Genomic DNA, 23,689 nt, shown 5'->3' with positions numbered 1-23,689 from the left:
GTTACCCCGGCGCCGTCGTGCGCTGATGGATGCCATCGTTGCAGGCTCGCGCGTTCTGGGGGAATAGCGGAAGCATGAAGCGTCCGGTCGTCATCGCCAGCCTGTTGCTCGGAGTTACCGGGTGCGGAACCCTTCCCCCGACCCGGCATCTCGCCTGCACCGTCGCAACCGCGCGCCCGAACCTGGCGGAACGCGGATCGGGCACTGCCACGCTCTCGGTGCTGACGTACAATATCGAAGGCCTGGGCTGGCCTGCCCGGCAAGGGCGCGCGCCGCGCCTTGCCGAGATAGCCCGCTATCTGGCCACCGCCCGCGCATCCGGGACCGCCCCCGACATCGTGATGGTCCAGGAGATGTTCAGCGGTGCCGCGAAGAAGGCCGTGCTCGCAACCGGCTATCCAGCGATCGTTTCAGGGCCCGCACGCACGGCCAGGACCGCTAATGCCGTGTCGCGAAAACTGCCTGGCCGCGCGAGCCTCAAGCGCGGCGAGACAGGATTCCACCTAACCGGCAGCGGCCTTGCCATCGCGTCGCGCTACCCGATCATCGCCTCGCGCAGCCAGCCCTATGGGCGCAAGTCCTGCGCCGGTATCGATTGCCTGTCGAACAAGGGCGTCATGCTAGCGAGGATCAGCATCCCCGGCGTCCCGGTGCCGATCGACTTGTACAACACCCACATGAACTCGCGCGGTGCCTCGAAAGCGCCTCACGCGCGCAACCTTGCCGCGCACGAGCGACAGGCCCTGGAGGCATCCCAGTTCATCGATAGGACGCACGACGATAGCCTGCCGATGATCTTCGGCGGTGATTTCAACATGCGCAGGGCTCAGGATCGCTGGGATAATTTTACACGGCATCAGCCGATGACCCTGGTCCACTGGGTTTGCATCGATCGATCCTCGGGGTGCGAGGTGCGGATGTCATGGGACGGCGACGAGCCGTGGATCGATACCCAGGATCTGCAATTCTTCGAGAGCGGCAAGGCGGTGACCATTCGCCCGATCCGCGTCGAGGCGATGTTCGACGGAGGCCCGTCTGCGCCGGCGTTGTCCGATCACGACGGCTTCCTGGTGACCTACCGGATCGACTGGGCCGGCGGCATCGAAAGGCGCCCCGGGTGCCAGATGCCTTTGGGGCGCCAGTAAGCGGGGAGGCCCGGCGTTTGCCAACCTTGGATCGCTTTCGAGACCGTCAGCGTGCGGCGCGGCGTTGGGCAAGACGTCGGTACCACACCGTCCATAGCGCGAGCGCGCCCATCGAGCCGTAGCCGACGAACGGACTGACCAGCATGTAATCGTGGATGCTGAGCGTGAAGACGAGCACGCAGGCGAGCGCCGACGAGATGAGCAGGCCGATGCCCCAGACCAGCGTCATGACCGTCATGACGCGGCGGAAGCGGGGCGTGTCGCGCTTGGCCTCGAACGCGGCGACCTCGTCCGGCGATTTCCGCGCCAGGCCGGCACGGGCAAGCTGATAGATAAGCGGGCGGCCGATCGCCGCCGAGCCGAGGAACACCAGGCCGATCAGTGCCGAGACGAGGTTCTCGCGCAACTGGAGAAAGCGGACGGACCCGCCCCCGAGCATGGCGAGCAACGACAGTGCGATGCCTGCCAGGACCAGGATCGACAGCGCATCGACGCGACGACGGCGGGCGAACTCGACGAGCGACCAGAGCAAGGGTGGCAGCGAGGACGCCATCAGCGCGACCACGTCACCCGACTGCGGCGCCACGCGATCGTAGATCAGCAGCGGCAACCCGAAATTAATGCCCGCTTCGATGGCGATGAGGCCGATGCGACTGCCGGTCCGACGGTTCATTACAGGGCTGTCCTTCATGGTCGTGACGATCGTGTTCATTGTGCATCTCCCCCGCTGATCCAGTTGCCGTGAAAGCCCGGCGGAATGCGGTGCGGCAGGCGCACCGTGGCGACCGGAGCGCCCTCGAAGTCGCGCGCATCGAGGATTACCAGCTCGGTGGTATCGCTTGGTTCGTCAATGACGAGACCGATCAGCCATCCCTCGTCTTCATCCGCACCCTCCTGCGCGGGCACGAACACGAATTCGCCGGGGTGACGGCCGGTCCCGAACTCGTGCACCTCCCGCCCGGCGTCGACGAGATCATGCTTGTAGAGCCGGCTCGCGCTCTGGAACCGACGGTCCGATTGCGTGGCCACGACATAGGCATAGCGGTAGGTCTGGCCGAACCGGCGCTCGTCGATGCGCGGAAACTCCTGCGGCGCGGCATCGATGGTCCGGATCACGGTGGTGCGGGCAGCCGGATCGAGCGTCCAGCGCTCCAGCCCGCGCGAGGTCGCGTCGGGCCCACCGGGCGCGCCGGCGAACATCGTCGGATACGCACACACGTCGAGCTCAACCCGGCCATCGGGCAGGTCGAAGGCGTTGGCGACGTGGAAGACATAAACCGGATCGACATCGCACCAGATGATCGCATGGTGATCGCCACCGCGGGGCATCAGGCCGACGCGGGCCCGATGCGCGGGGTTCCAGGCATAAGGCAGCGACTGACCGGCCAGATGGGTTGCCAGCGAAAACGTCACCGGAAGATCGAGGACGACGACGTAGCGTGCGGTGATCGCGCAATCGTGAATCATCGGGCCGTGTTCCACCGCGATCGGCTCCTCGCGTACCACCCTGCCCGTGGGATCGAGGACGACGTGGCGGATCTCGTTGGGGTTCGTTCCCTCGTAGCAGATGCCATGATACTCGCCGGTCGGCGGATCACGGTGAGGATGCGCGGTGAACGAACCGGCGAGCGATCCGCCGAAATTGTCGTAGCGCTGCTCGTCCAGCGTCTCGGACAGTGCGACGGGATAGCTACCGCCTTCGACAACCGCGAAGACGCGCCCGCCCAGATCGACGACGTTGGTGTTCACGGTGTCGCTGGAACCGTGGCGCGGCCCCGGTGCCGGGGTCGTTCCACGGGCAGCCGCGTTGCTGCGCGATCCGATCCAGCGATTGCGGTACCAGATCGCCTTGCCGTCCCGGATCGCCAAGCCGTGCACCATGCCGTCACCGGTGAACCAATTGTACGATGCGGGATCGGCTGCGACGGGGTTCGGCCCGGTTCGCAGATAGCGACCGCGCAGTCCCGGCGGAATGGCGCCGCGAACCTCAAGCGAGGTCAGCGTCAACTCCTCCTGCATCGGCCGATGGATGCCGGACAGAAAATGCCGTGCCATCTGCGTCCCCTCCCCGACCCCGTCAGCATCTACCCTTGCCAGAACGCTAGCCATGCCCGCCTCCAATGTTTACACCGTGAGCATAAATACAAAGGTAACAGTGTCAACATGGAAAAACGCTATCATCACGGCGATCTGCACGCGGCGTTGATCGAGGTTGGGCTTCGGCTGCTGGCGGAACGCGCCGTGGAAGGCGTCTCGCTGCGCGAAATGGCGCGCGAAGTCGGGGTCAGTGCGACCTCGGTGTACCGGCATTTTCCCGACAAGGCGGCGCTGATGCGCGCGCTCGCCCGCGAGGGGTTGGACCGGCTCGCCACTGCGCAGCGCGACGCGGCGAGCGGCAAGGACGGCGCTGCTGCGTTTGCGGCAACCGGCCGGGCCTATGTGCGGTTCGCGCTCGCCAATCCGGCTATTTTCCGCCTCATCTTCACGTCGTCCGCACAGTTGCAGGCGACGGGAGAGATCGAGGCACTGCGGATGTTACGCGCCAATGCCGCCGCGGCATCGCCGAATGACGCCGGTTCGGACCAGGTCGAGACTGGCGCGCTACGCTCCTGGTCGCTCGTCCACGGCCTCGCGATGCTGATGCTCGATGGGCAATTGCCCGCCGACGACCATCTTATCGACACGCTCGTCCAAGGCTGACGAGGACGGACGATAGTCTCGTTTGACGGAAAGGTCGGCGACGAGGCCGGCTGATCCGGGGCGCTGACTAACCACGTCCGCGACCGTCAGCGCAGCGGCAAAGCGCGAGCGCATGCCGCGCGCGTCAGCGCTCCGCCAGAGCGCGCCGGGCTTGCTCCGCCTGGAAGTAGCTTTCGATCAACTGCCGGAAATCCTCGACGACCATGCCGCGAACGCCGTAAGCGCCGATCGTGACCAGGCGCTTGGCCTTCCGCACCGCGGTCCCTCGCGCGAACCGCCGTGCGCGGGGCAGAGCCACGCCGTCCTCCAGTACCAGATCAAGGCCGAAGCGAGTGCCGAAGGCGACCCCCCAGGCCTCTACGTCGCGCCACGCGATCGGCGCATCAAGCTGCGGGGAACTCAACGTTTCGGGCAGCAGGATCAGATAGGGCGTCCGCGCGCCACGGCGGATCAAGGCGCCGCCCATCACGAAGATCACTGCCGCACCCACGAAGGCACCGATAACCAGCCGCAGCTCGAACGTGTCGTGCCCGAGGCCGATCGGCTGCCGGAATATCCAGATCGCCGCGCCTGCGGCGAGGAACAGCATCGCCGCACCAAACTGCACCCAGCTCGCCGGACCGACATTGTTGTACAGCGTCACCGCCTCCTGCGGCACCGCCGCGGCGGTTTGCTCCAGAAATTGGCGGTGGCGCGCATGGGCATCGCGGGCTTCGGCAAGATAATCCGTGCTCAGGCGTCGGCACCAGTCCTGCCAGTCGGCGATCAGGCGCTCGCCTGCGGGTCGCGGTCCGTCGCGTGGCGCACGCAGCGCGGTTTCCAGCAAGGCATCGTCGAGCGCGACGTCCAGCCGCTGGATGCGTTCGGGCGTGCGCGGATGGGTATCGGTCGGGTGCGACTGCACGTCTTCCAGATAGGCGCGGATGTCCGGCCACCCCTTCTCCTCGACCATCTGCGCCGCCATGGCGACGAGATCCGGATCGTCTTCGGGTGGGTTCGCGAAGGCGTCCTCGAGCACGGCGTCGACCGGCGGTGCGACCACCGCCGTCCGGATCAGCGCGGAGGCGGCTGGCCGGCCGCCGGACACCAGCGAGCCCAGCCGATCCGCCTCGAACTCGCGCAGACGGCTCCAGTGGCGCACCGCGAGATCGAACCGCTCCATCGCGTGATCGGCCAGTTGCAGCGGTCCCTTGAGCAGCAGCAGACCGTTGGCGTCCGAATGCATTGCCGCCAGCGCGCGTCCCATCCCCGCGTAAAGAGGTGCGAAGCGCCGGCTGTACGCAGTGTCCTCGCCGATGAAGTGCGCCAGTTCGTGGCCGACGATCGCCGCCACCTCGCCTTCGTCGAGGAACTGCAGGTACGGCGCCGGCAGGTAGAGCGTACGCCCCGAAACACGTCGCTCGCCCGGCGACAGCAGCAGGTCCTGCTCGGTGACGTAGAAACCCTGCGCCAACCCCAGCACCAGCGTATCGGGGGCGATCGCCTTCTGCCGGCCGGCGATGTCCTGCACGAAACGCCATAGCGCAGGCGCTTCGTCCACGCTCACCGCCCGTCCGGTGACCTCGCCCGGTTGCGGCGTATAGAGCGCCACCACCTCGCGCAGCGCGCGGATCGCGGACCAGGCGGTCCCCAACGCTACCAGGGCCAGCACCACGCCCGCGAACATCAGCTTCACGCCGCCGCCCGACAGCGTCACCGACGACCACAGGCTGATCAGTTCGAACAGCACCCCACAGACCACGGCGAGCGCGAGCCCGATCACCATGCCGCCCAGCACCAGCGGCAGCGCGCGCTGGAGCGCGGCAAAGCTCGTCACGAGCGCATCGCGCGACACCATCGCCCGGCGCGCGGCAATCTGCGCTGCGGCCAGCCCGATCGCGCCGCAGATCAACGCCAGCAGCGCGCCCCCGATCACGCTCCAGGCGAGCGGCCCCTGCACGCGGGCAAGGATCAGGCTGCGCCGGACCGACGGCAGGCGCTCCTCGACCATGTCGGCCGCGAGTGCGGGGGCGTAGACGGTCTCCGGATTGCCGAGGTCGACCGAGGCAGTGCTGTCGCGCGCGCCGAGTTCGCGCATCGCGCGCACCTGCTGCGGAAGGGAGGACTGCATGGCGGTGTATTCGGCGACCGAGCCCTGCGCCCGCACGCGCTCCCAATCGCCGAGTACGCCAAGCAGCAGCGGTACCAGCAGGATGCTGATCAGCATGGCGTATGGTTGCGGCAGGCGTCGCATCGCGTTCTCCCCTTTGACGAACGATTACGCCCGATCAGAACGCGATCCGTCGGTTCTGTCTCGGCGCGCGAATTTTTACGGAATACTCAGATGGCTGAGCGCCAATGACGTCCCTCCAGCCCGGCACCGGGATGGCGGCAGCCAGTTAGTGCGATGTCGACCGCGTCGTACGGTCTCCCTGCATGCGCCACGTACATGTACCAACGCCGGCCGAGCCTCATCACCGCGGCGAAAAAGCCCCCGCAAACGACCTGAAGGATTGTCGAAATCAAGCGTTTCCTTTGCACGAAGGCCACCCGCTGAACCCAACCTCGATCAATTTCAACCACCGAAATAGTCCATTCGTAGCGGCCAAATCGATCGAGAGCCGTCTGTGGCGGAAGGTCAGAACGCATAGGTTGCGCGCTATCAAATACTTACGATAGCCTCCGGTCGCCGTATTTCGATCATGGCGTTCCCAAGGTGCTCGAGCGATTTTGGGATCAGCGTTCGTCGGCGGCGGTAGTACCACCTCGCTGCCCGCCGTGAATTTCATTGGCATCGACAACCGATAAGTGCCGGAACGCGATCCCATTCGGAGCGCTGGGTCGACAACGCCCAATTCTGGACATTCACGCCCCCTAACTTCCTGCTTCAACCGGCCATTCGTCCATCTGATCTCTAACGGATCCATCACGCTCGTTGGCGTGTCCGGTCCGAAGAAGCGAGACAGGTTTCTGGCGCTGAGCTGTGCAACCGTTTGGCTGCCCGCGAACAGCCCATGTTCGTAGATGGCTAGGGTGCTTTCGTCATCGCCGCGATGGTCGACCAACGCGCGCGCATGCAGCGCCCGCCGACCGCTATGCTCATGCAGGTCGAGCAGGCCGCCCCTCGGACTGCGCCTGCTCGCGTATTAATCTTGCCACCGACAGCTCCCGCCCGGCGTGCTCGCGATGCCCAGGCACGTGCTGCGTACGACGGCACGGTCGCCGTCTATCGCCAGACCGTGCTGGCGGTGTTCCAGGATGTCGAGGACCAGCTCGTGGCGCCGCGGATCCTAACGCCTCAGGGGGCTTTGCCGCGCGAAGCGGTAACCGAGCCGAACCGCGCGGAGGCGAACCCGCCGAACCAGTACGAGGCTCGGCTGATCACCGATACCGACATGGTCACGGCGCAGGCGACCGCGCGCAACGCGCGCCGTAATGTGTTGCAGACCGCGGTCGACCGACAAAGCGGCGCCCGGCGCAGATTTGGCCATTGGGCGGAGCATGGTCGCGCAGCGCTCCCGTTCCGGTACTTTCGCGGCGATCGCTCCCGTATGGGGCCGCATATCGCGTTCTTTCCGTACCATCGTCGAGTTCGTGAGGCCGGCTCAGCACCGGCAATTATGAGCGGTGTGTAACAAACCGGAAATCCCTCAGAAATGCGGGGCGCATACCGCATCTGTCCGAGTGGCGCACGGCATGTCGCCATCATCTCGGGGTATAAAAGTGGGCAAAACCAATCTGACGCGCGGCCTGTTCGGCTGCTCCTTGTGTCTGATCGCGACTCCTGCGTTCGCGCAGTCGACCGGCACCAAGGATTTCGAGGAGATCGTCATCACCGGCAAGAAGGGCGATCAAGCCATCGGCGGCGTCGTCCTTCCCGCGACATCCAAGGCCAAGGTCGGACTGAACGCGGAGTTCATCCAGCACGAGACACCCGGCCAGTCGATCAACGACACGATCAACATGCTGCCCGGCGTCAGCTTCCAGAACAACGATCCCTATGGCTCGTCGGGCGGCACGCTGAGCATCCGCGGCTTCGACGCCAGCCGCGTGTCGGAGATGTGGGACGGCTTTCCGCTCAACGACACCGGCAGCTATGCAATCTATTCGAACCAGCAACTCGATCCCGAACTGATCGGCCAGGTCGCGGTCAGCCTCGGTTCGACCGATGTCGACAGCCCGAGCGCGTCGGCGACCGGTTCGACGATCAACTACACGACGCGCAATCCGTCCGAGGATTTCCACGTTCGGATGGCGGGTTCAGTCGGCCAGTACGACTTCTTCCGCGTGTTCGGCGCGGTCGACACCGGCGTCTTCACGCCGTTCGGGACGCGTGCGTTCTTCTCCGCCAGCAAGTCGACCAACAACGTCGTGTTCACCGACGCAGGCAAGATCGACAAGACGCAGATAAATGCCAAGATCTACCAGCCGATCGGCAACAACGGCGATTTCATCTCCGTTGCAGGTCATTACAATCGCAACATCAACAACTTCTTCGGCTCGGTGCCGCTGAGCAATGTCGGCGCCAGCGTCGGTACGGGCTCGGGCAATCGCTTCCCGCAGACGCGTGACGAGCGGTTCTACGACGTCGCGAATTGCGTCAGCAGCGCAGGGGTCGCCTGCGGGTTCGGCGCCTACGACTATCGCTACAATCCGTCGAAGACCGCCAACATCCGCGTCAATTCGCGCTTCACGCTGACCGACAAGCTGACCTTCACCGCCGATGCCGCCTATTCGTACACGCTGGCGAACGGTGGCGGCACCGCGACCGCCTCGGAGGGCTTTGCGACGATCGGCGGCCAAGCGGTCGCAGGCTATGTCGGCAGCACGCCGTATTTCGGCGGCATCGATTTGAACGGCGACGGCGACACCAAGGATAGCGTGCTCGTCAGCGCGCCGAGCGCCACGGAGACCAACCGCTACCTGCTCAACCTCGGCCTGCGGTACGATTTCAACGACGCGCAGACGGTACGCGTCGGCTACAGCCTCGATTACGGCCGCCATCGCCAGACCGGCGAGTTGACCACGATCAATGGCTACGGCTTGGCGACCACGCCGTTCCCGACCGAGAGCCCACTGCTCGATTCGACCGGTACCGCGCTCCAGAAGCGGGATCGATTCTCGAAGGCGATCCTGAACCAGGCGTTCGGCGAATATCGCGGGCGGTTCTTCGACAGCAAGCTGACCTTGAACGCCGGCATCCGCGCACCGTTCTTCACGCGCGACCTGCACAACTATTGTTTCACCACCAGTGCGACCGGCGCGCTGATCTGTTCGGGTCAGAGTGCGGCGACCGATGCGATCATCGCCGCTGCCTATCCGAACTATCAGGGGCCTCAGCAGCGCAAGTTCACGTATAACCGCGTGCTGCCAAGTGCGGGCCTCGTGTACCAGCTCGTAGCGCCACTTGCCGTCTTCGCGAATTATTCGAAGGGCATGCAGGTTCCGGGCACGGACAACCTTTACAACAGCTTCTATTATGCCGACGGGACTTCCGGCGCCGAGGGTGCCAAGCCCGAGACGACCGACAATTTCGATGCCGGGCTGCGGTACCAGATGGGCCGCATGCAGGCGCAGGTTTCAGGCTGGTACACCGTGTTCCATGACCGGCTCGCCTCGTCCTACGATCTCGAGACCAACACGACGATCTACCGCAATCTCGGCACCGTCCACAAATACGGGATCGACGGCAGCATCAGCTATCGTCCGATCGACCTAGTAACGCTCTACGCCTTCGGGTCATATCTGAAGTCGAAGATTCTCGACGACATCCCGGCGTCCGCCACGATTACCTACTACACCGCTGGCAAGCGTGAGGCAGGCGCTCCCACCTACACCTTCGGCGGCCGTGTCGAGGGCAATGCCGGACCGATCCGGGTCGGCCTAGAGGCCAAGCGTACGGGCGAGCGGTACGTCAACGACCAGAACCTGCCCGTTACGATCTCGGGCGTCCACGTCTATGGGGCCAAGGCGCCGGCCTATACGCTGGTCAATCTCGACGCGCGCATTTCGCTCAAGCCACTGGGACTCGACGACCAGACGTATCTGCAGCTGAACATCAGCAACCTGTTCGACAAGCTCTATGTCGGCGGCTTCAGCGGCACGAGCGCGACCAACTCGCTGACCTACGCCCAGATCGGCGCACCGCGTGCTGTGTCGGCAACACTGAACGTAGGGTTCTGACGGCGGTGCGGCGGAGGTGGGGGTTAAGCCGCCGCCTCCGCAACACCTGGGCTTAAGAGACAGCTACTCGTCCTGGAGCCAATAATTGAGGCGACCGTGTAGGTGGAAACCCGCCGGCCGGTGAGCGAGGACAGCTTTCGAGAGCGTTAGTCTGCTCACACTTCATGCTACCCGCCTGCAAGAGACCTAAAGCCCAACAGCGGATCTTATACTGGGAAAGTTCGACAGAGATTATAATTTCACATTTCGGCGAAAGACTAATGGTTAGCCCAATCCCGATCGATCGGCTCATTGATCAGCGCGCTGGGAACTTTCGCCAGATTTATCGTAGTCTACTATGGGCTATCATCGGTACTCGGTCGAACGCCTTGAGAGCTTCCCCGCGGTGGACGATAATCCGCGTGATTCCCATCGTCCAGATCGCCGCGTTCACCGCCCGCTCGTACGCGCTGTCGAGATGCGCCGTGCCCTCGCCCATCACCAGTATTCGGGTTGGCGGTTTGACTCACGGGCAAGCAGCACGCGTTGCTTCTAGCTCCCCGACAACGCCTGCCCCACGTCGCCCACCAGCGTTTCGTACGCGATCGGCACTCGCGGGATGTCGTCGTGTATCGATGCCGCGGTCGCCGCCGCGAACGTCCGCTCCATGTCGACCGGTGCGTCGAAAAGCGCGATGTTGTCGGCAAGACCTCATCAACTCAACGTAATAGCAGGCGCGCTTTATCGAACATTGCCAAATCATACGCGGAAATTGGCTCATCAGCCGGTGAATACATCGTCTCTAGCGAAAGAAATGATAGCAATATCTTATCCACTTACGCACCGATGCCCGACAAGACAGCTTCGTTTTATATCTATTCTAATCTTTGGGGAAGCTATGCCTCCCCAAAGATTGATAGCTCCTAGAAGCGGAGCTGAAGCTGGACTCTGGCCGAACGTGGTGATTGATAGCCGGTAGCAGCTTGATAGTCAGAGCGAACCGAACCGTCAGCGTTCGTGCCGAACTCGTTAGCGTCGGTCACACCCTTCGAATTGAATACGTTGAAGACGTCGAAGCGCAACACGGCGTTAAAGGCATCGGTAGGCAGCGTGAAGCCGGCCGTGAGATCGAGCGACGTGATCCAGTCGGTGTGAAAGCCGGTACCGCGGCTCACTTCCACGATGGGGTTCGCATCGCTGATTTCACCGTTCGCAAGCGGGCAGTACCGTGACGCAGCACCGTAAGCGTCGTTGATCGTCTGCGCAAAGTCCGTCAGGTCGGAAGGCAAAACGCCGAAACAGCCAAAGTGACGGGGGGAGGATATGTTCCCGTTCGCTCCCAAAACCAACCAATCGCCAATCTTGTAGCTGCCGTAGACCTTGAAGTTATGGCGCCGGTCGTTCGGTAGATATCCGTACGACCCATAGGTGAGTTCGGGCTGATCGAAGTCCTGGGTTAGGCCGGCATCGGTTTGACCGTTATCGGATGTCACGGAACCCTCGTAGTTTCCCTTGGTCTTCGACCATGTGTAAGATCCACCGATGCTCCAAACGCCGTCGAAGGCGCGATCGAACTTGAAGGTTACTGCCTTGTATACGCGCTTCGCCTTTGGATAGCCGATATTCGATAGCGTCACCGTAGGCGTCGTGCCATCTGGCAGCGTGAGCTGCGTGGTTATGTCGGCGCCCGGATTGTTCAGGACATACTGGCTGAACCCGGCATAGATGGCGGAACACGCATCGATATCGAAGCCCTGCGCCACGCAATAGCTACGTGCTGCGGCGTCGACGGCCGAGTCCTCGAGCGCCCGGTTAAGCTTCCGGTAAGTGCCGTAGAGACCAAGCGTCCAGCGCGAGCCCAGCTTCTGTTCGAAGCCGAGGATATACTCGTCGGCCGACTGCGGCTTGAGGTTCTGCGCCACCGTAGCCGCCGTCTCTGCAGTCGTTCCGTCCGATACGACCGTGCAATTGTTCGTCACGCCATAAGTGGTGTCGGGACGGATGCACGATCCCGAACGCGTTATTGGTGTCCCGAGGATAGGTTGTCCGTTCGCACCGATCCCGTCGAGCTTGTAATAGGAATAGACGTCGTATTCGGCACCGCCGAGGCGGATGTTGGTGTTTGCCGCGATCGGAAGAAAATATCGTCCGAAAGACGCGTAGACCTTCGTCCGCTTGTTACCGAACGGATCCAAGATCATCGCTAGACGGGGGCCCCACTGGTTGCCCGATTTGTAATAGGTCACGTCATCGATGTTGTTGTTGGCAAAACGATCGTTCCGAAGCCCTGCCTGCAGCGTCAGCCGGTCGTTGAGCGTCGACCAGCTGTCCTGAATGTAGAAAGCTTCGTTCTTGGTATGGAACGTCCCGCCGCTTTCGAAAGTGCGCCCGCGAACGTAATCGCAAGACGCTGCCGTTCCGCAAATTGCTGCGCTGGTCGTTGAAAAAAGCTGATAATAGGCGCCGCCGGTGTAGCTTGTCTCGCCCGATGTGGTGAGATTTTCCCTGTCATAACCAAAACGGAAATGATGGGTGCCGAGTAGATTCACGTAAACATCGGCATCGGCGCGATAGAACTCGCGCGTATCCTTGTGCGTCTCGATCGTCGTATCCGGGTTCGACCCCGGCACCTGCGACGGGTCGCCGCGATCGTCCTCGACATAGGAAATGTCGGGGATTGCCGAGATCGCGTTGGTTCGATCCTGGCTTTTACCGTACGCTGCTGAAAAGGTGAACCACTTCGTGAACTGTCCCGTATAGCGGGCAACGTAATTGTCCCCCCCTGTCTCGTTGTCTTGCGTGCTGAGGTAATCTCCGATCCGATTGGTCGTGGAATCATAGACGTTGGCAACGTCGGTGGTGACGCCCTTCGTCCGGAAATAAGTGAATTCGAGGCGCTGGCCATCGGTGATGACCGCATCGACCTTCCCGGCGAAGAACGGACTCTTGGTCGACGACGTCACGTACGTCGCGTTGCGGTCGATCGTGCCACCATTGCCCGTCTTGACGTCGCGGGCCTCATACAGCCCGTAGAAGAACAGGTGATTCTTGATGATCGGCCCTGAAATGTAAAAGTCCGACCGCAGATCGGAAGAATAATCCTTATCGTTGTCAGCCGTCAACGTGTTGGGTGATTTACTGCGCAGACCGTTGGGTGAATAGGTAGTAACCAAGCCTGCGTGAAAATCGTTACTTCCCGATCTGGTCGTCGCGCTGATGAAACCACCGGTTGATCGGCCATATTCTGCTTGATATCCACCATCTTTCACTTCCACCGAGTCGTAGAATTCGAATGGCACCGTGTTCGCACCTAGGAAAGTACGGAAATTGGTGACGTTCAATCCATTCACGAAATACTGGTTCTCACCGACGGAGGCGCCACCGATCGATGGCAATGCTCCGAACGCACTATCGCCTTGAGACACGCCCGGCGTTAATTGGATGATCGAGTTGAGATCGCGGCCGACCGGAACGCGGTTTGCAATGTCCGCGACATTGATGACCGCACCGGTCGTGGTCCCTTCGAAGTCCGCCACTGCAACGCGTTTGGCCACAATCACGATATCGCCGGAGCTCGCGGCGCCAACCGGTACAAGCGTGAACGCGTTGCCAGATGAATTTTGGGAAAGCGATACCGTCGGATCGGTAAACGTATCAAACCCAGCCGCCGTTATCGTGAACGTATAGGTCCCGCTCGGCAGTTGCGGAATTCTGTAACTACCATCGCGCCCAGTAGTAATTGTACGAGAAAAGCCTTGGACATTCGACGTGACAGTTACCGTCGCGCCCGAGATGACCTTTCCATCGGCGCCTTGTATCCGCCCCGATGCCGCGACCGTCTGGAAATCCTGCGCCATTACCGAACTAGCGGTGAATGAAAAACCAATTACACCGGTGCTGATTAGAGCAATGGCCTTCAAAGCTGTGCTACAATTAAACCTGGACCGAACACGCGTTATCGTCATGCATAATTCCTCACTGCCGCCGAGCGATGTTGCTCTGGCGAGACCGGTTCGTTCAGCAAGGGGCCCCGTGCATGGGGTAAGATTGACAAGTCATTTTAGACTGTAAAGCGAATGCTCGCGGCTGCAGCAATTTTCAGAAGCCTGTCGTAAATATGGCACTGTTACTGTCGTAACATTTCATCCTTTGTAACAATGTGATCTTATATGTCCGCCTCGCACGGGGTGATCCGTTCCTATCTGCATAAGATTGCTGTCGAACATGACGTCGTCCTGGACGTGCCCCCCGCCGTTCATCCAGCGGCAAGCGGAGACCGGCCTTTGTTGTCGCGCGGGAGTGCAGGTGAAGTAACGGTCGGGTTTATACCTGTTCGTTGCTTTTCGAGCGCGGCGGCAAAGGCTGCCGGCGTGGCGTAGGCGTAGCGGGGCGAAGGGTGCGACCGCTCGGTAATCGTCGACCCAGCGCGCGAGGATCGAGAGCGCCTGCCGGACCGTGAAGAACGCCGGACCGTGAAAAACAGCGTCTCGTTGATCAGTTCGTCCCGCATACGACCGTTGAAGCTCTCGACGAACCCATTCTGCGTCGGCTTGCTCGGTACGATGTAATGCCAATCAACGCCGGTACCGCCTGACCACGCGAGCACTGCGTTCGAAGTCAGTTCGGTGCCGTTGCCGGTGACGATCATCCTGGGCGCGCTAAGTAGTGCGCGCCCACGGCTTCAGGCGCCCCCATGCAGACGCCACACGGACGACAGCTGTTCGCTATCCCGTCTGGATGATGGCCGCGGCGATGCTGGCCTCGTGCCTTGCCATTATCGACGGCTCGGTGACCAACGTCGAGCTTCCCGCGATGGGCAAAAATCTTGGCGGTCATGCTTCGGACCTTTCCTGGATCATCAACGCGTATCTGCCGCCGCTTTAGGCGCGGCCTCTGCTGGATTGCGTAGCGGGCGACCATTACGGCCGCAGGCGAATGCCGGTGTCCGGCACAGTCCTGTTGGCACTCGCGTCGATCGACTGCGCGCTGGGCCGACGCTCTCGATCCTGCTGGCCGCGCGCGGAACGCAGGGCATTGGCACCGCAATAGAAGAAAGGGCAAGCGGTCGCGATATGGGCCGTAGATACGTGCATCTTGCCATTCGGCGGTATCGTGCAGAGAGCATAATCAGATGATGACCGCCATCGGCTGAGGCTCGGTCCGCCGCGGTCATTGCCTGCACATATGGCGCGAAGCCAACCGCGTTCATGGCACCAATGAAAGGTTAAATTGGACTCACGTCGAAGACTGCCGCCCCTACTTCGGTCGCTTCACATATTGCCGCCCGAGGAAGTCGAACGCCGGCAACGCTTCGTGCCGCCCAAGGCCGAACCACGCCGCATTTTCCCAGTTCGAGCCCTTGCCCCAGCGCGTCCCGCACTTCGTCGAGACCCAAGCCGGCTCCCAATACACTATGCCGATCCCGCCTGCGTCCACGACGGTCTGCGTCAGGTCGACAAGGTATTTCAGCTGCCCTTTCGGCGTCGCGGGATACTCCGGCAGCAGCGAATCCGATCCGAGCAGGTCGGGCGACGCATCCTCGCCGACCGGGCTGAATGGGTATGCCGTCTCGACCACGATCACGTCGGCCTTGTATCTATCCTTGGCATACGCGATCGTTTCGCCCAACTGCGCAGGCGTTCGCGTCGACCATTTGCGGTAATAGCTGATTCCGATCACGTCGTAATCGAGCACCCCCGCCACCGTCGCATCGTCGAACCACGCCGCGACATGCTCGGGCTGCGCAATGTGCAGCATGATCCGCGGATTGATCTTGGCCACCTTGCCCGCGTCGCGCACCGCCTTGATCCCGGCGTTGAGCAACGTCGCGTTACGCGTCCAGTCGATCTTGTGGTCCTTGAGGTTGCCCTTCGGCAGCGGCCCCATAACCTCGGGGTTGGTCTCGTTCCCGACCTGCACCATCTCCGGCATCAGCCCATCCGCATCGAGCTTGCCCAACACGTCGCGCGTATAGGCATAGAGCGCCTTGGCCTGCGCCGCGGTATCGAGCGTCGCCCAGGCAGCGGGGACGATCTGCTTCTCCCCGTCTGCCCAATCGTCCGAATAATGGAAGTCGAGCAGCACCTGCATCCCCGCCGCCTTCGCGCGCCGGATCGTCTTCGTCACGTCGGCGAGGTCGCTGTACTTCGTCCACTTCGCATCGTTCCAGATCCGAACGCGGACGATATTCCCGCCCTTCGCCTTCATCAGCGTGAACGGATCGACCGGCTTGCCCTTCGCGCGAAAGACAGCGCCGCAATCCTCCATCTCGTTGACGTAGGACAGGTCGGCGCCGAGGTAGAGCCCGCTTGCCGGTTTCGCGACAAGCCTCGGCGCGGTCTGCGCACTCGCGGCGGACGAAAGCAGGGCGAGCGTGAAAAGAGCGTTGCGCATCAGAATTCGAACCCCGCACCGATCAGGAACCGTCGTCCGAACTTCTCGTACCGCCCCTGCAAGCTACGATCGCCATAATAGGTCTCGAACGGCTCGTCGGTCAGGTTGTTCGCCTGGAACAACAGCTTGAGCCCCGCCAGCTTCGAATCCTTGCCGAAGTCATAGCTCGTCTGGAAATCCATCACGCCTTCGGGAGCGGTGTAGAGGATGCGGTCGGTATCGCCGAGTTCCGTCGCATAGCTGCTGCGATAGCGGTACGCGACCCGCGCCTCGAAGCCCGCCTTGCTGTAGTAGAGCGTGGCGTTACCGACATGCTTCGACAGCCCCGGCAGCTGGATCGTACCGATCGCGTTGTCGCTCTCGTCCACCGTGATGTTGCTGTCGGTATAGCTGTAGTTGAGATACACGCCGAAGCCGCTGAGTGCGCCCGGCAGGAAGGTGAAGGCCTTCTGGAACAACACTTCGACGCCCTTGATCTCGCCGCCCTGGCCATTGACCGGCTGGCGGAACGTACCCTCCAGATCGGGACCGCCGGCGGGGTTGGGTACGAAGATGCTGGTGACCTGCGGAACGATATAGGTGCCGAGCTTCTTATAGAACCCTGAGACGGTCAGCGCGCTGTCGCGGTCGAAATACCATTCGACGGTGGCATCAAGCTGTTTAGCTCGGAACGGTTCGAGCAGCGGGTTGCCGCCGAACGCCGCCGGCGCACCGAACGTGAACACGCCGAACCCTGCGCTCAGATCGTCGAGCGGCGGCCGCGATACAGCCTGGCTTGCACCGAGGCGGAACTGGAGCTTGTCGGTCGCCTTGAACGTTAGATTGAGGTTCGGCAGCCAGTCGGTGAATTCGTTCGCGACTGAAACCGGCGTGACGGTCACCGGCGCGGAGCCATCGGGCAACTGCGTCTGGTCGACGCGCGTGCTCTGCGACAGCGTCTCGGTACGGATGACGCGCAGGCCCAAATTGCCGGTGAACGGCAGCCCGAAGATATCTCCGGCGAGATCGACCTGCGCGTAGCCCGCATAGGTCTTCTCGCCGACCTTCCAGCTCGATTGCTGATCGAACACCGACGTGGTCGGGTTGATTGGCCCGAACAGCTGGTTGACCGCGCCGAGTATGTCAATCGACTGCACCGATGGCAGGCCCGCATAGGCACCCGAGAAGCTATACGGCGCATTCAGCAGGCTGGCGGGAACCGTCGTGCGCGCCGCGAGATCAATGAAGCCGAACTGCGTGCGCTGCGTATAGTCCTTCGAGCGGTCGGTAAAACGGCCACCGAAACGCAGCGCGGCGAGTGGCCCCTGGCCGATCTCGCGGCGCGCGTCGAAGCTGCCGCTGTAGAGCTCGTCATTGATTAGTGGTGCGCCGCCGCCGTTCGCCGGGATTTGGAAATCGGCAATCCGGTTGAGCGTCGGATCAGTCAAATCGACATTGACCCCGATCGTGGGCACCTTGCCAGGGCTCGTCAGGAACGAGGTAGTCGCGTTGACGCCGAACGGTTCGGTCCGCAGCGTCAGAAACTGCTGGTCGCGATGTGTCTTTGAATAACCAACATCGCCGGTGATCTCCCACCCCTCCGGACTCCACTTGGCGTTCAGGCCGCCCGCGTAGAGATCGTCCTTGAAGAAGAACAGTTCGTTCACGCCGCGCACGACCTGGCCGAAGTTGGTGTTTGCATTGGTGGTGGTGATGCCGGTGACATAGCCGTTCTGGACGGTCGCATTGGTCAGCGTGTTGCCGAACGGCAGGTTCTCGACGCGCAGGCCGCGCTGAGTCTCGTCGAACTTCACGCGACTGTAGAAGAAGTCGCCATTCACCTCGAACTGGCTGCTCGGCCGCCATTGCAGTGCTGCCAGCGCGCCATGACGAATGTCGTCGCCACCGCGCGAGAGGGCCTCAAAACCGAACGGAATCTGGTCGTCGCCCTGGCCATCGCCGTTAAGGTCCGCGAAGCTGTTGGTGTAGCGGAACACGTTGGTCCGAACCGTCGCAACGGACTGACGCCGTCCCGAATAGCCGACCGCGACGCCTAGCGTATTGTCGAGAAACTGTCCGATATACGACGCGCTGGCGATATAGCCCCACGGCTTGGAATCCTGCACGTCGCCTGCAAGGTCGCTGTAGATCGCACGCGCGTTCAGGACGATCTTAGTGCCGCTGACATCGAGCGGGCGGATCGTGCGGAGATCGATCTGGCCGGCGATCGCGCCTTCGACCTGCGCTGCGGTCGGCGATTTGAACACCGACGCGCCGTTGATCAGTTCGGCCGGATATTGCTCGTAGCGGACGTTGCGGCTGCCCTCGGCGGAGACGATCTCGCGGCCGTTGAGCAGCGTGCTCACCAGATTGGGGCCGAGCCCGCGAATGCCGATCTGGGTGCCGTTGCCGCGATCGCGGTTCGTGGTCAGGCCCGGCAGGCGCGCGAGCGACTCCGCGATGCTGGCTTCGGGCAGCTTGCCGATATCCTCCGACGACAGCACCTCCTGGACACGGTCAGCGTTGCGCTTACCCGCGATCGCGGTACGCAGCGATTGGCGATAGCCGGTGACGACTATCTCGTCGGTCGTCGCTTGCGGAACAACACTTGTCGGAGCCGAGCCCATGGCCGGCACGATATCGGTCGATGCAGCCTCTGCGGGAACCGGCGACGCCGCGTCCACAGTGGGAGATGCGCTGGTCGATCCGCCTTGATTTGACTGTGCCGTTGCGGCCCCTTCCAGAGACAAAAGGCTGACCGCAGTCAGCAACATGAACCTGTTGCGCATCATCACTCCCCTACATCGACCCTCATTGGAGCCAGATATTATTTGTATGATATATATGACACATTTCGCAACAGGGAATATTCGGGGTGCGGTCAGAGGGTGTCGTGATGCCGAAAAGATCACCTGGCCGGCCGTAAAATATCGGCCGGCCTATGCCGAATCGATCGTTACGTCTGTCCCGCGACAGCTCCCAAGACGGCTCCGTCACCCCGGTTTGGTTCGGCGACCATCCCTTTATGACGCGGGCCCGTCATTGCCGCACAGGCGGGCCCCATACTCGCAAACTTCCCGAACGTTATCGCGACCGTTGGAGTCTCTGGGTCCCGTCTGTGCGGGAATGACCAGACTCTACGTGTCGAAGAGGGGTAACCGACAAACGGGTTCAGGCTCCCCGGTTGGGCAACCCAAATTTACCAAATTTGCGGCACCGTTGAAGCCCGAACACGTACGACACAAACCAAATTGGCGAGGTTCGTCAGCTTAGACTGAATGCCATCCGACCTAGGCCGGCGGCATCGCCGTAATCCGGAGCGATGCGCCCTTAGCCCCCTCACCCGTCACCACGACATCGAACGGTCCGGCGCGGCTACCCACGCGAACGATCGCCTGGGCCAACCCGTGGAATGCGCGTCGTCGGCTTGCGACATCGGGTTCGAGGCTGGTCGGATTGCCGTTGCCGACGCCGATCACTGTTGCGTCACCGCTGCATTCGAACGTGAGTTGCGTATCGGCATCGGGCACCGGACGTCCGCGCGCGTCGACGATTTCGGCCCGTAGCATGACCACGTCATCGCCATCCGCCGTCACGATCCGGCGATCCGCGGTGAGGTGCACCGCTGCCGCCGCGCCCGCCGTCTCGCGCACCGACGTCGCCACGCGCCGCCCCTTGTTGAGGCCACGCGCTTCGATCCGGCCGGGTGCATAGGGCACGCTCCAGGCAAGGTGGCCGTTGCGGGGCATCGGCTTGCGACCGAGCGAGCGGCCGTTCAGCAACAGCTCGACCTCATCGCAATTACCGTGCGCCCAGACCTCGATCGGCTGCCCCTCGCGACCCGGCCAGGTCCAGTGCGGGAGCAGATGGACCTGCGGCAGGTCCGGCCGCCACCACGCGCGGTAGTAGTGATAATTGTCCTTAGGGAACCCACAGGTGTCGAGCACGCCGAAATAGCTTGAGATACTCGGGAATTGCGCGAACGGCGTCGGCTCGCCGCGATAATCGAAACCGGTCCAGATGAAGCCGCCGGCGATGTAGGGCCGAGTCGCCGCGATCGACCACCACGCTTCCGCGGTCGAAGCCCACCACGGATGTTCGTTATCATAGGCGCGGACGACGTGCGCCGCGGCATCGTTGACGTACGCGCCGCGCGTCGAAACGGTACTGCCGGTTTCGGTGCCCATCGTCGGCACGTCGGGGAAGCGCTCGTGGAACGCCTCGATCTTGTCGGTACGATAGTTGAAGCCCACGACGTCGACGATCTTCGCCGCACCGGTATCCCAGCTATTGTCGAACGCGAACGTCGTCGGGCGCGTCGGGTCCAGCGTCCGCACGACCGCCTGCATCTCGGCGGTGATGCGAGCGCCCTTGGTCGAACCCTGTTGCGGCTCCTCGTTGCCGAGCGACCAGGCGATGACGCTGGGCCGGTTGCGATCGCGGCGGATGATCCGGTCGAGCTGCGCCATCGCCTCGTCGTCGCTGCTATTGAGGCGCGCCTCGACGATCATCAGCATGCCCGCCGCGTCGCACACGTCGAGCAGCGCGGACGCGGGCGGGTTGTGCGCGCTCCGCCAGGCGTTCGATCCCATGTCCTTCAGCTGTGCGACACGCCATGCGTGCAACGCATCGGGAATGCCCGTGCCGACGCCGGCGTGATCCTGATGGTTGCAACTGCCAAGCAGCTTGACGGGCTTGCCGTTCAGCAGGAATCCGCGCGCGCCGTCGAAGTGGATCGTGCGAATCCCGAACGCCGTGTCGTAGCGGTCGACAATATGATCGCCGACGACGATCTCGGCCTCGACGGTGTAGAGCTTGGGGGCTTCGACCGACCACAAGGCAGGCGTGGCCACTTGCGCTTGCTGGTTGAGCGTGACGCGGGCGCCGGCAGCCAGCGTGAACGCGCTGTCCCGCACTTGCCCGACCGGCCGGCGGTCGGGGCCGATCACGCGCTGTCGCAGGATGCCGTTGACCGGCGTGTCACCGGTATTGACGATCTCGGTCGCGACTCTGACCTGCGCGCCGTCCTCCTGAACGTCGCTGCGGACGACAGTACCCCATTGCGGGATGTGCACCGGATCGGCGCGTACCAGATCGACATGGCGGTAGATCCCCGCGCCTTCGTAGAACCAGCCTTCGCCAAGAGTCGCATCGACCCGCACGGTGATGACGTTTTTGCTGTCTCCTTCACGGGCGTCAAAGTTGAGAAAATCGTCGATCTCGACACGAAACGGTGCGTAGCCGCTGTCGTTGCGACCGACGATGTGGCCGTTCACGAACACCAGACAATTCCGGAACACGCCATCGAACTCGAGCCATAGTCGTCGACCGCGGTCAGCAGCGGTGACGGCGATCGGGCAGCGATACCAGCCGACGCTGTTCCCCGGATGCTGACGACCGATCGCCTTGAACCCGTGGGCAGCGACCGCGTCCTCGGTATCCTTGGAGGCAGGCGCGGCGGGCGGTGCGAATGGCAGTGCGACGGCCCAATCATGCGGGATGCGGACCCGTTGCCAACTACTGTCGTCGAACGCTGCCACGGCGGCATCCGAGGTGGCCGCCCCCGCCTTTGCAAAGGTCCGCTGGTTACGACCGAACCCGAAATCGCGCTCGAGATCCGCGGCATGACCAAGAGCGAAACGCCAGTCCGCAAGCCGCTCGCGTAATCGCGGGCGTCGCGGATCCACAGAGGATTTCCTTGCGGTTGCGCCGAGTGCCGGGCTGGCAACTGCGGTCAATGCGAGCGCGCTTTGGCCTAACACCGAGCGGCGGGTAAATCCTAGCATCACATTCTCCCTAGTTTATTATAAGATAATTTAATCGAACTGTTTGCGCGAGGTATTTCCCGACGACTAGCGTGTTCAGATCCCTTTCGTGCCACGCTGGCCGTAATGCGACGCGATGTTCGATGAAAACCAGACCTCTGCGTGTCGATGGGTGCACCTCGAACTGGCCGGATCAGAGCTCCAGAGTGCGGGCATAGACATAACAGTTCAGCGCGACCGGACGACGAGGCGGAATTTGCCTCAGCATGATGCGCTGGGGCTGGAGCCCAGCTGTTCCCTCAGGCCGACGCAACATTGCTGTTCGCGATACGCTATGTAGCCAAGACCGTTTGGTCCAGGACACTGCCAAGCATGAAGCACCTGATCTCCACAATGGGCTGATCCGTGCGCGCACATACGCTCGAATGGGTCCAACGCGAACGCCCCTGTCCCGCGCTGCACAACGAGACATTCGAAGCCGCAATTATCGCGTGATACGCAGTGCACGATACCGGTCACGGGCAGCACGGTAGCCAACCAGAAAACGCTGTTTAAAACTCTAGCGGCCTTCGTGAGGCGAGCCACAAGTGGACATTTAGCTGCCCTTGCCAGCCACCCGACTTCTACATTTGTTTATCGGGCTGGACGGCAGAGCTCGACGGCTGATCCATTGGCTAGGCGGCTTAAAGGGAGAGAAAAACGGTCGGTCCGCATTCGGCCAGGTAGGTGGCGATAGCCGACATGGGCAGATGCTATCTTTCCCAAAGCGGGAAATCAGAAAAGCTTTCCCCTCGATCACGATCGCTAGGTGTTGAAGGGTGAAGCAACCATGCGATCACTGGCGGCATCGAGCGACCGTCCCATCCCGTTGTTCAGCTTTCCCTACAACCATGTCGGCGACACCCAAGCCAAGCGGCTCGCGATCAAAACGCTTCTCGCCAGTCATGGCTACAGACTGGCCGCATTGACAATCGACACATCCGATTACTGTTCAAAAGCGCCTATGAACGCGCCCTCGCTAAACGCGATGCGCGCCATGACGGAGCGGATCGAGCGGGCCTATCTAGACCATACTCGCGTTCAGATCTCCTATTATGGAGAGCTGGGCCGCAAGGTTCTCGACGGCGAGATGCCCGCGATCATCCTTCTTCACGCCAACCGATTGAACGCCACGACGATCGGACCGCTAATCAGCCTATTCCCGTTAGCAGGCTACGGGTTCGTTTCACTCGCACGGGCACAAGCCGACGTGGCCTATTCGGCCATGCCTGCGGTCGCGACGAAGTTCGGCCCCATATTGGCGTACCGATGGGCTCGTGAGCGACGGGTGAAAGTTGACTATCGGCTAGAGCATGAACCGCCAGCTTAGATCAGCGCTTACGCCAGCAAGACACCGTAGGGCGCTTCTGCAACTTCCTGACTGGGAACCGCGGTGGGTTCAACGGGTGGTCGCAACACTTCATTCTTTGAGGAGGAGGAGGAGTGTGGGGATGAAGCAGCGTCAGCGGATTTACTACTCGGCGGCACAGCGATCCGAGATTTGGGACCGGTGGCAGCGCGGGGAGT

At 62.3% G+C, this 23,689-nt stretch carries 14 protein-coding genes and 1 pseudogene; 6 read left to right on the top strand and 9 right to left on the bottom strand.

What is annotated here, in order from left to right; all coding sequences use genetic code 11:
* The first annotated feature begins 74 nt into the window (after positions 1–74).
* The gene (locus C8J45_RS07425) at positions 75–1,145 is read left to right on the top strand and encodes an endonuclease/exonuclease/phosphatase family protein (protein ID WP_107962656.1); all 1,071 of its coding nucleotides are present in this window, start codon (positions 75–77) and stop codon (positions 1,143–1,145) included.
* Between the two features lie 46 nt (positions 1,146–1,191).
* On the opposite strand, the gene C8J45_RS07420 is transcribed toward C8J45_RS07425, so the two are convergent.
* Positions 1,192–1,857: a VC0807 family protein gene (locus C8J45_RS07420; protein ID WP_258191356.1), complete on the bottom strand. Its 666-nt coding sequence runs from the start codon at positions 1,855–1,857 to the stop codon at positions 1,192–1,194.
* The gene (locus C8J45_RS07415) at positions 1,854–3,200 is read right to left on the bottom strand and encodes a carotenoid oxygenase family protein (protein WP_258191355.1); all 1,347 of its coding nucleotides are present in this window, start codon (positions 3,198–3,200) and stop codon (positions 1,854–1,856) included. The genes C8J45_RS07420 and C8J45_RS07415 overlap by 4 nt, the downstream gene beginning before the upstream one ends.
* 108 nt (positions 3,201–3,308) lie before the next feature.
* Here C8J45_RS07415 and C8J45_RS07410 point away from each other — a divergent pair, with 108 nt between their 5' ends.
* Positions 3,309–3,845: a TetR/AcrR family transcriptional regulator gene (locus C8J45_RS07410; RefSeq protein ID WP_107962654.1), complete on the top strand. Its 537-nt coding sequence runs from the start codon at positions 3,309–3,311 to the stop codon at positions 3,843–3,845.
* Between the two features lie 124 nt (positions 3,846–3,969).
* Here the strand turns inward: C8J45_RS07410 and C8J45_RS07405 are convergent, their stop codons facing one another.
* The gene (locus tag C8J45_RS07405; RefSeq protein ID WP_107962653.1) at positions 3,970–6,078 is read right to left on the bottom strand and encodes a M48 family metalloprotease; all 2,109 of its coding nucleotides are present in this window, start codon (positions 6,076–6,078) and stop codon (positions 3,970–3,972) included.
* Between the two features lie 898 nt (positions 6,079–6,976).
* Between C8J45_RS07405 and C8J45_RS07400 the strand changes: the two genes are divergently transcribed.
* Both C8J45_RS07400 and C8J45_RS07395 read left to right on the top strand, forming a co-directional pair.
* The gene (locus tag C8J45_RS07400; RefSeq protein ID WP_146168587.1) at positions 6,977–7,459 is read left to right on the top strand and encodes a hypothetical protein; all 483 of its coding nucleotides are present in this window, start codon (positions 6,977–6,979) and stop codon (positions 7,457–7,459) included.
* An 88-nt stretch (positions 7,460–7,547) separates the two neighbouring features.
* A complete protein-coding gene (locus C8J45_RS07395) occupies positions 7,548–10,007 on the top strand; it encodes a TonB-dependent receptor (RefSeq protein WP_374956433.1) in 2,460 nt (819 codons plus the stop codon).
* Between the two features lie 322 nt (positions 10,008–10,329).
* On the opposite strand, the gene C8J45_RS19135 is transcribed toward C8J45_RS07395, so the two are convergent.
* From C8J45_RS19135 to C8J45_RS19730, 3 genes and pseudogenes are all read right to left on the bottom strand, one after another.
* Positions 10,330–10,485, bottom strand: coding sequence for a hypothetical protein (locus C8J45_RS19135; protein WP_181321148.1), 156 nt, complete (start codon positions 10,483–10,485; stop codon positions 10,330–10,332).
* Between the two features lie 424 nt (positions 10,486–10,909).
* A complete protein-coding gene (locus C8J45_RS07390) occupies positions 10,910–13,843 on the bottom strand; it encodes a TonB-dependent receptor (RefSeq protein ID WP_181321147.1) in 2,934 nt (977 codons plus the stop codon).
* A gap of 398 nt (positions 13,844–14,241) precedes the next feature.
* Positions 14,242–14,640, bottom strand: a pseudogene (locus C8J45_RS19730) (transposase); the annotation flags it as partial.
* Positions 14,641–14,723: 83 nt separating this feature from the next.
* Here C8J45_RS19730 and C8J45_RS18890 point away from each other — a divergent pair.
* Positions 14,724–14,870 (top strand): MFS transporter, encoded by a 147-nt coding sequence (locus tag C8J45_RS18890; protein WP_146168586.1) that lies wholly within the window; start codon positions 14,724–14,726, stop codon positions 14,868–14,870.
* Between the two features lie 372 nt (positions 14,871–15,242).
* Here the strand turns inward: C8J45_RS18890 and C8J45_RS07380 are convergent, their stop codons facing one another.
* The 3 genes from C8J45_RS07380 to galA form a co-directional block, all read right to left on the bottom strand.
* Positions 15,243–16,379 (bottom strand): arabinogalactan endo-1,4-beta-galactosidase, encoded by a 1,137-nt coding sequence (locus tag C8J45_RS07380; RefSeq protein WP_107962650.1) that lies wholly within the window; start codon positions 16,377–16,379, stop codon positions 15,243–15,245.
* Entirely contained in the window at positions 16,379–18,985 is a 2,607-nt protein-coding gene (locus C8J45_RS07375; RefSeq protein ID WP_107962971.1) for a TonB-dependent receptor, read from the bottom strand. The genes C8J45_RS07380 and C8J45_RS07375 overlap by 1 nt, the downstream gene beginning before the upstream one ends.
* 663 nt (positions 18,986–19,648) lie before the next feature.
* The gene (gene galA, locus C8J45_RS07370; protein WP_258191354.1) at positions 19,649–22,045 is read right to left on the bottom strand and encodes a beta-galactosidase GalA; all 2,397 of its coding nucleotides are present in this window, start codon (positions 22,043–22,045) and stop codon (positions 19,649–19,651) included.
* Between the two features lie 889 nt (positions 22,046–22,934).
* On the opposite strand from galA, the gene C8J45_RS07365 reads away from it, so the two are divergent.
* Complete coding sequence (locus C8J45_RS07365; protein ID WP_146168585.1) at positions 22,935–23,492, top strand: hypothetical protein; 558 nt, start codon at positions 22,935–22,937, stop codon at positions 23,490–23,492.
* Positions 23,493–23,689: the final 197 nt, after the last annotated feature.

The sequence above is a fragment of the Sphingomonas sp. PP-CE-3G-477 genome, assembly GCF_003050745.1.
Classification (GTDB): Bacteria; Pseudomonadota; Alphaproteobacteria; order Sphingomonadales; family Sphingomonadaceae; genus Sphingomonas.
This window is presented reverse-complemented; position numbering and strand designations above follow the sequence as displayed.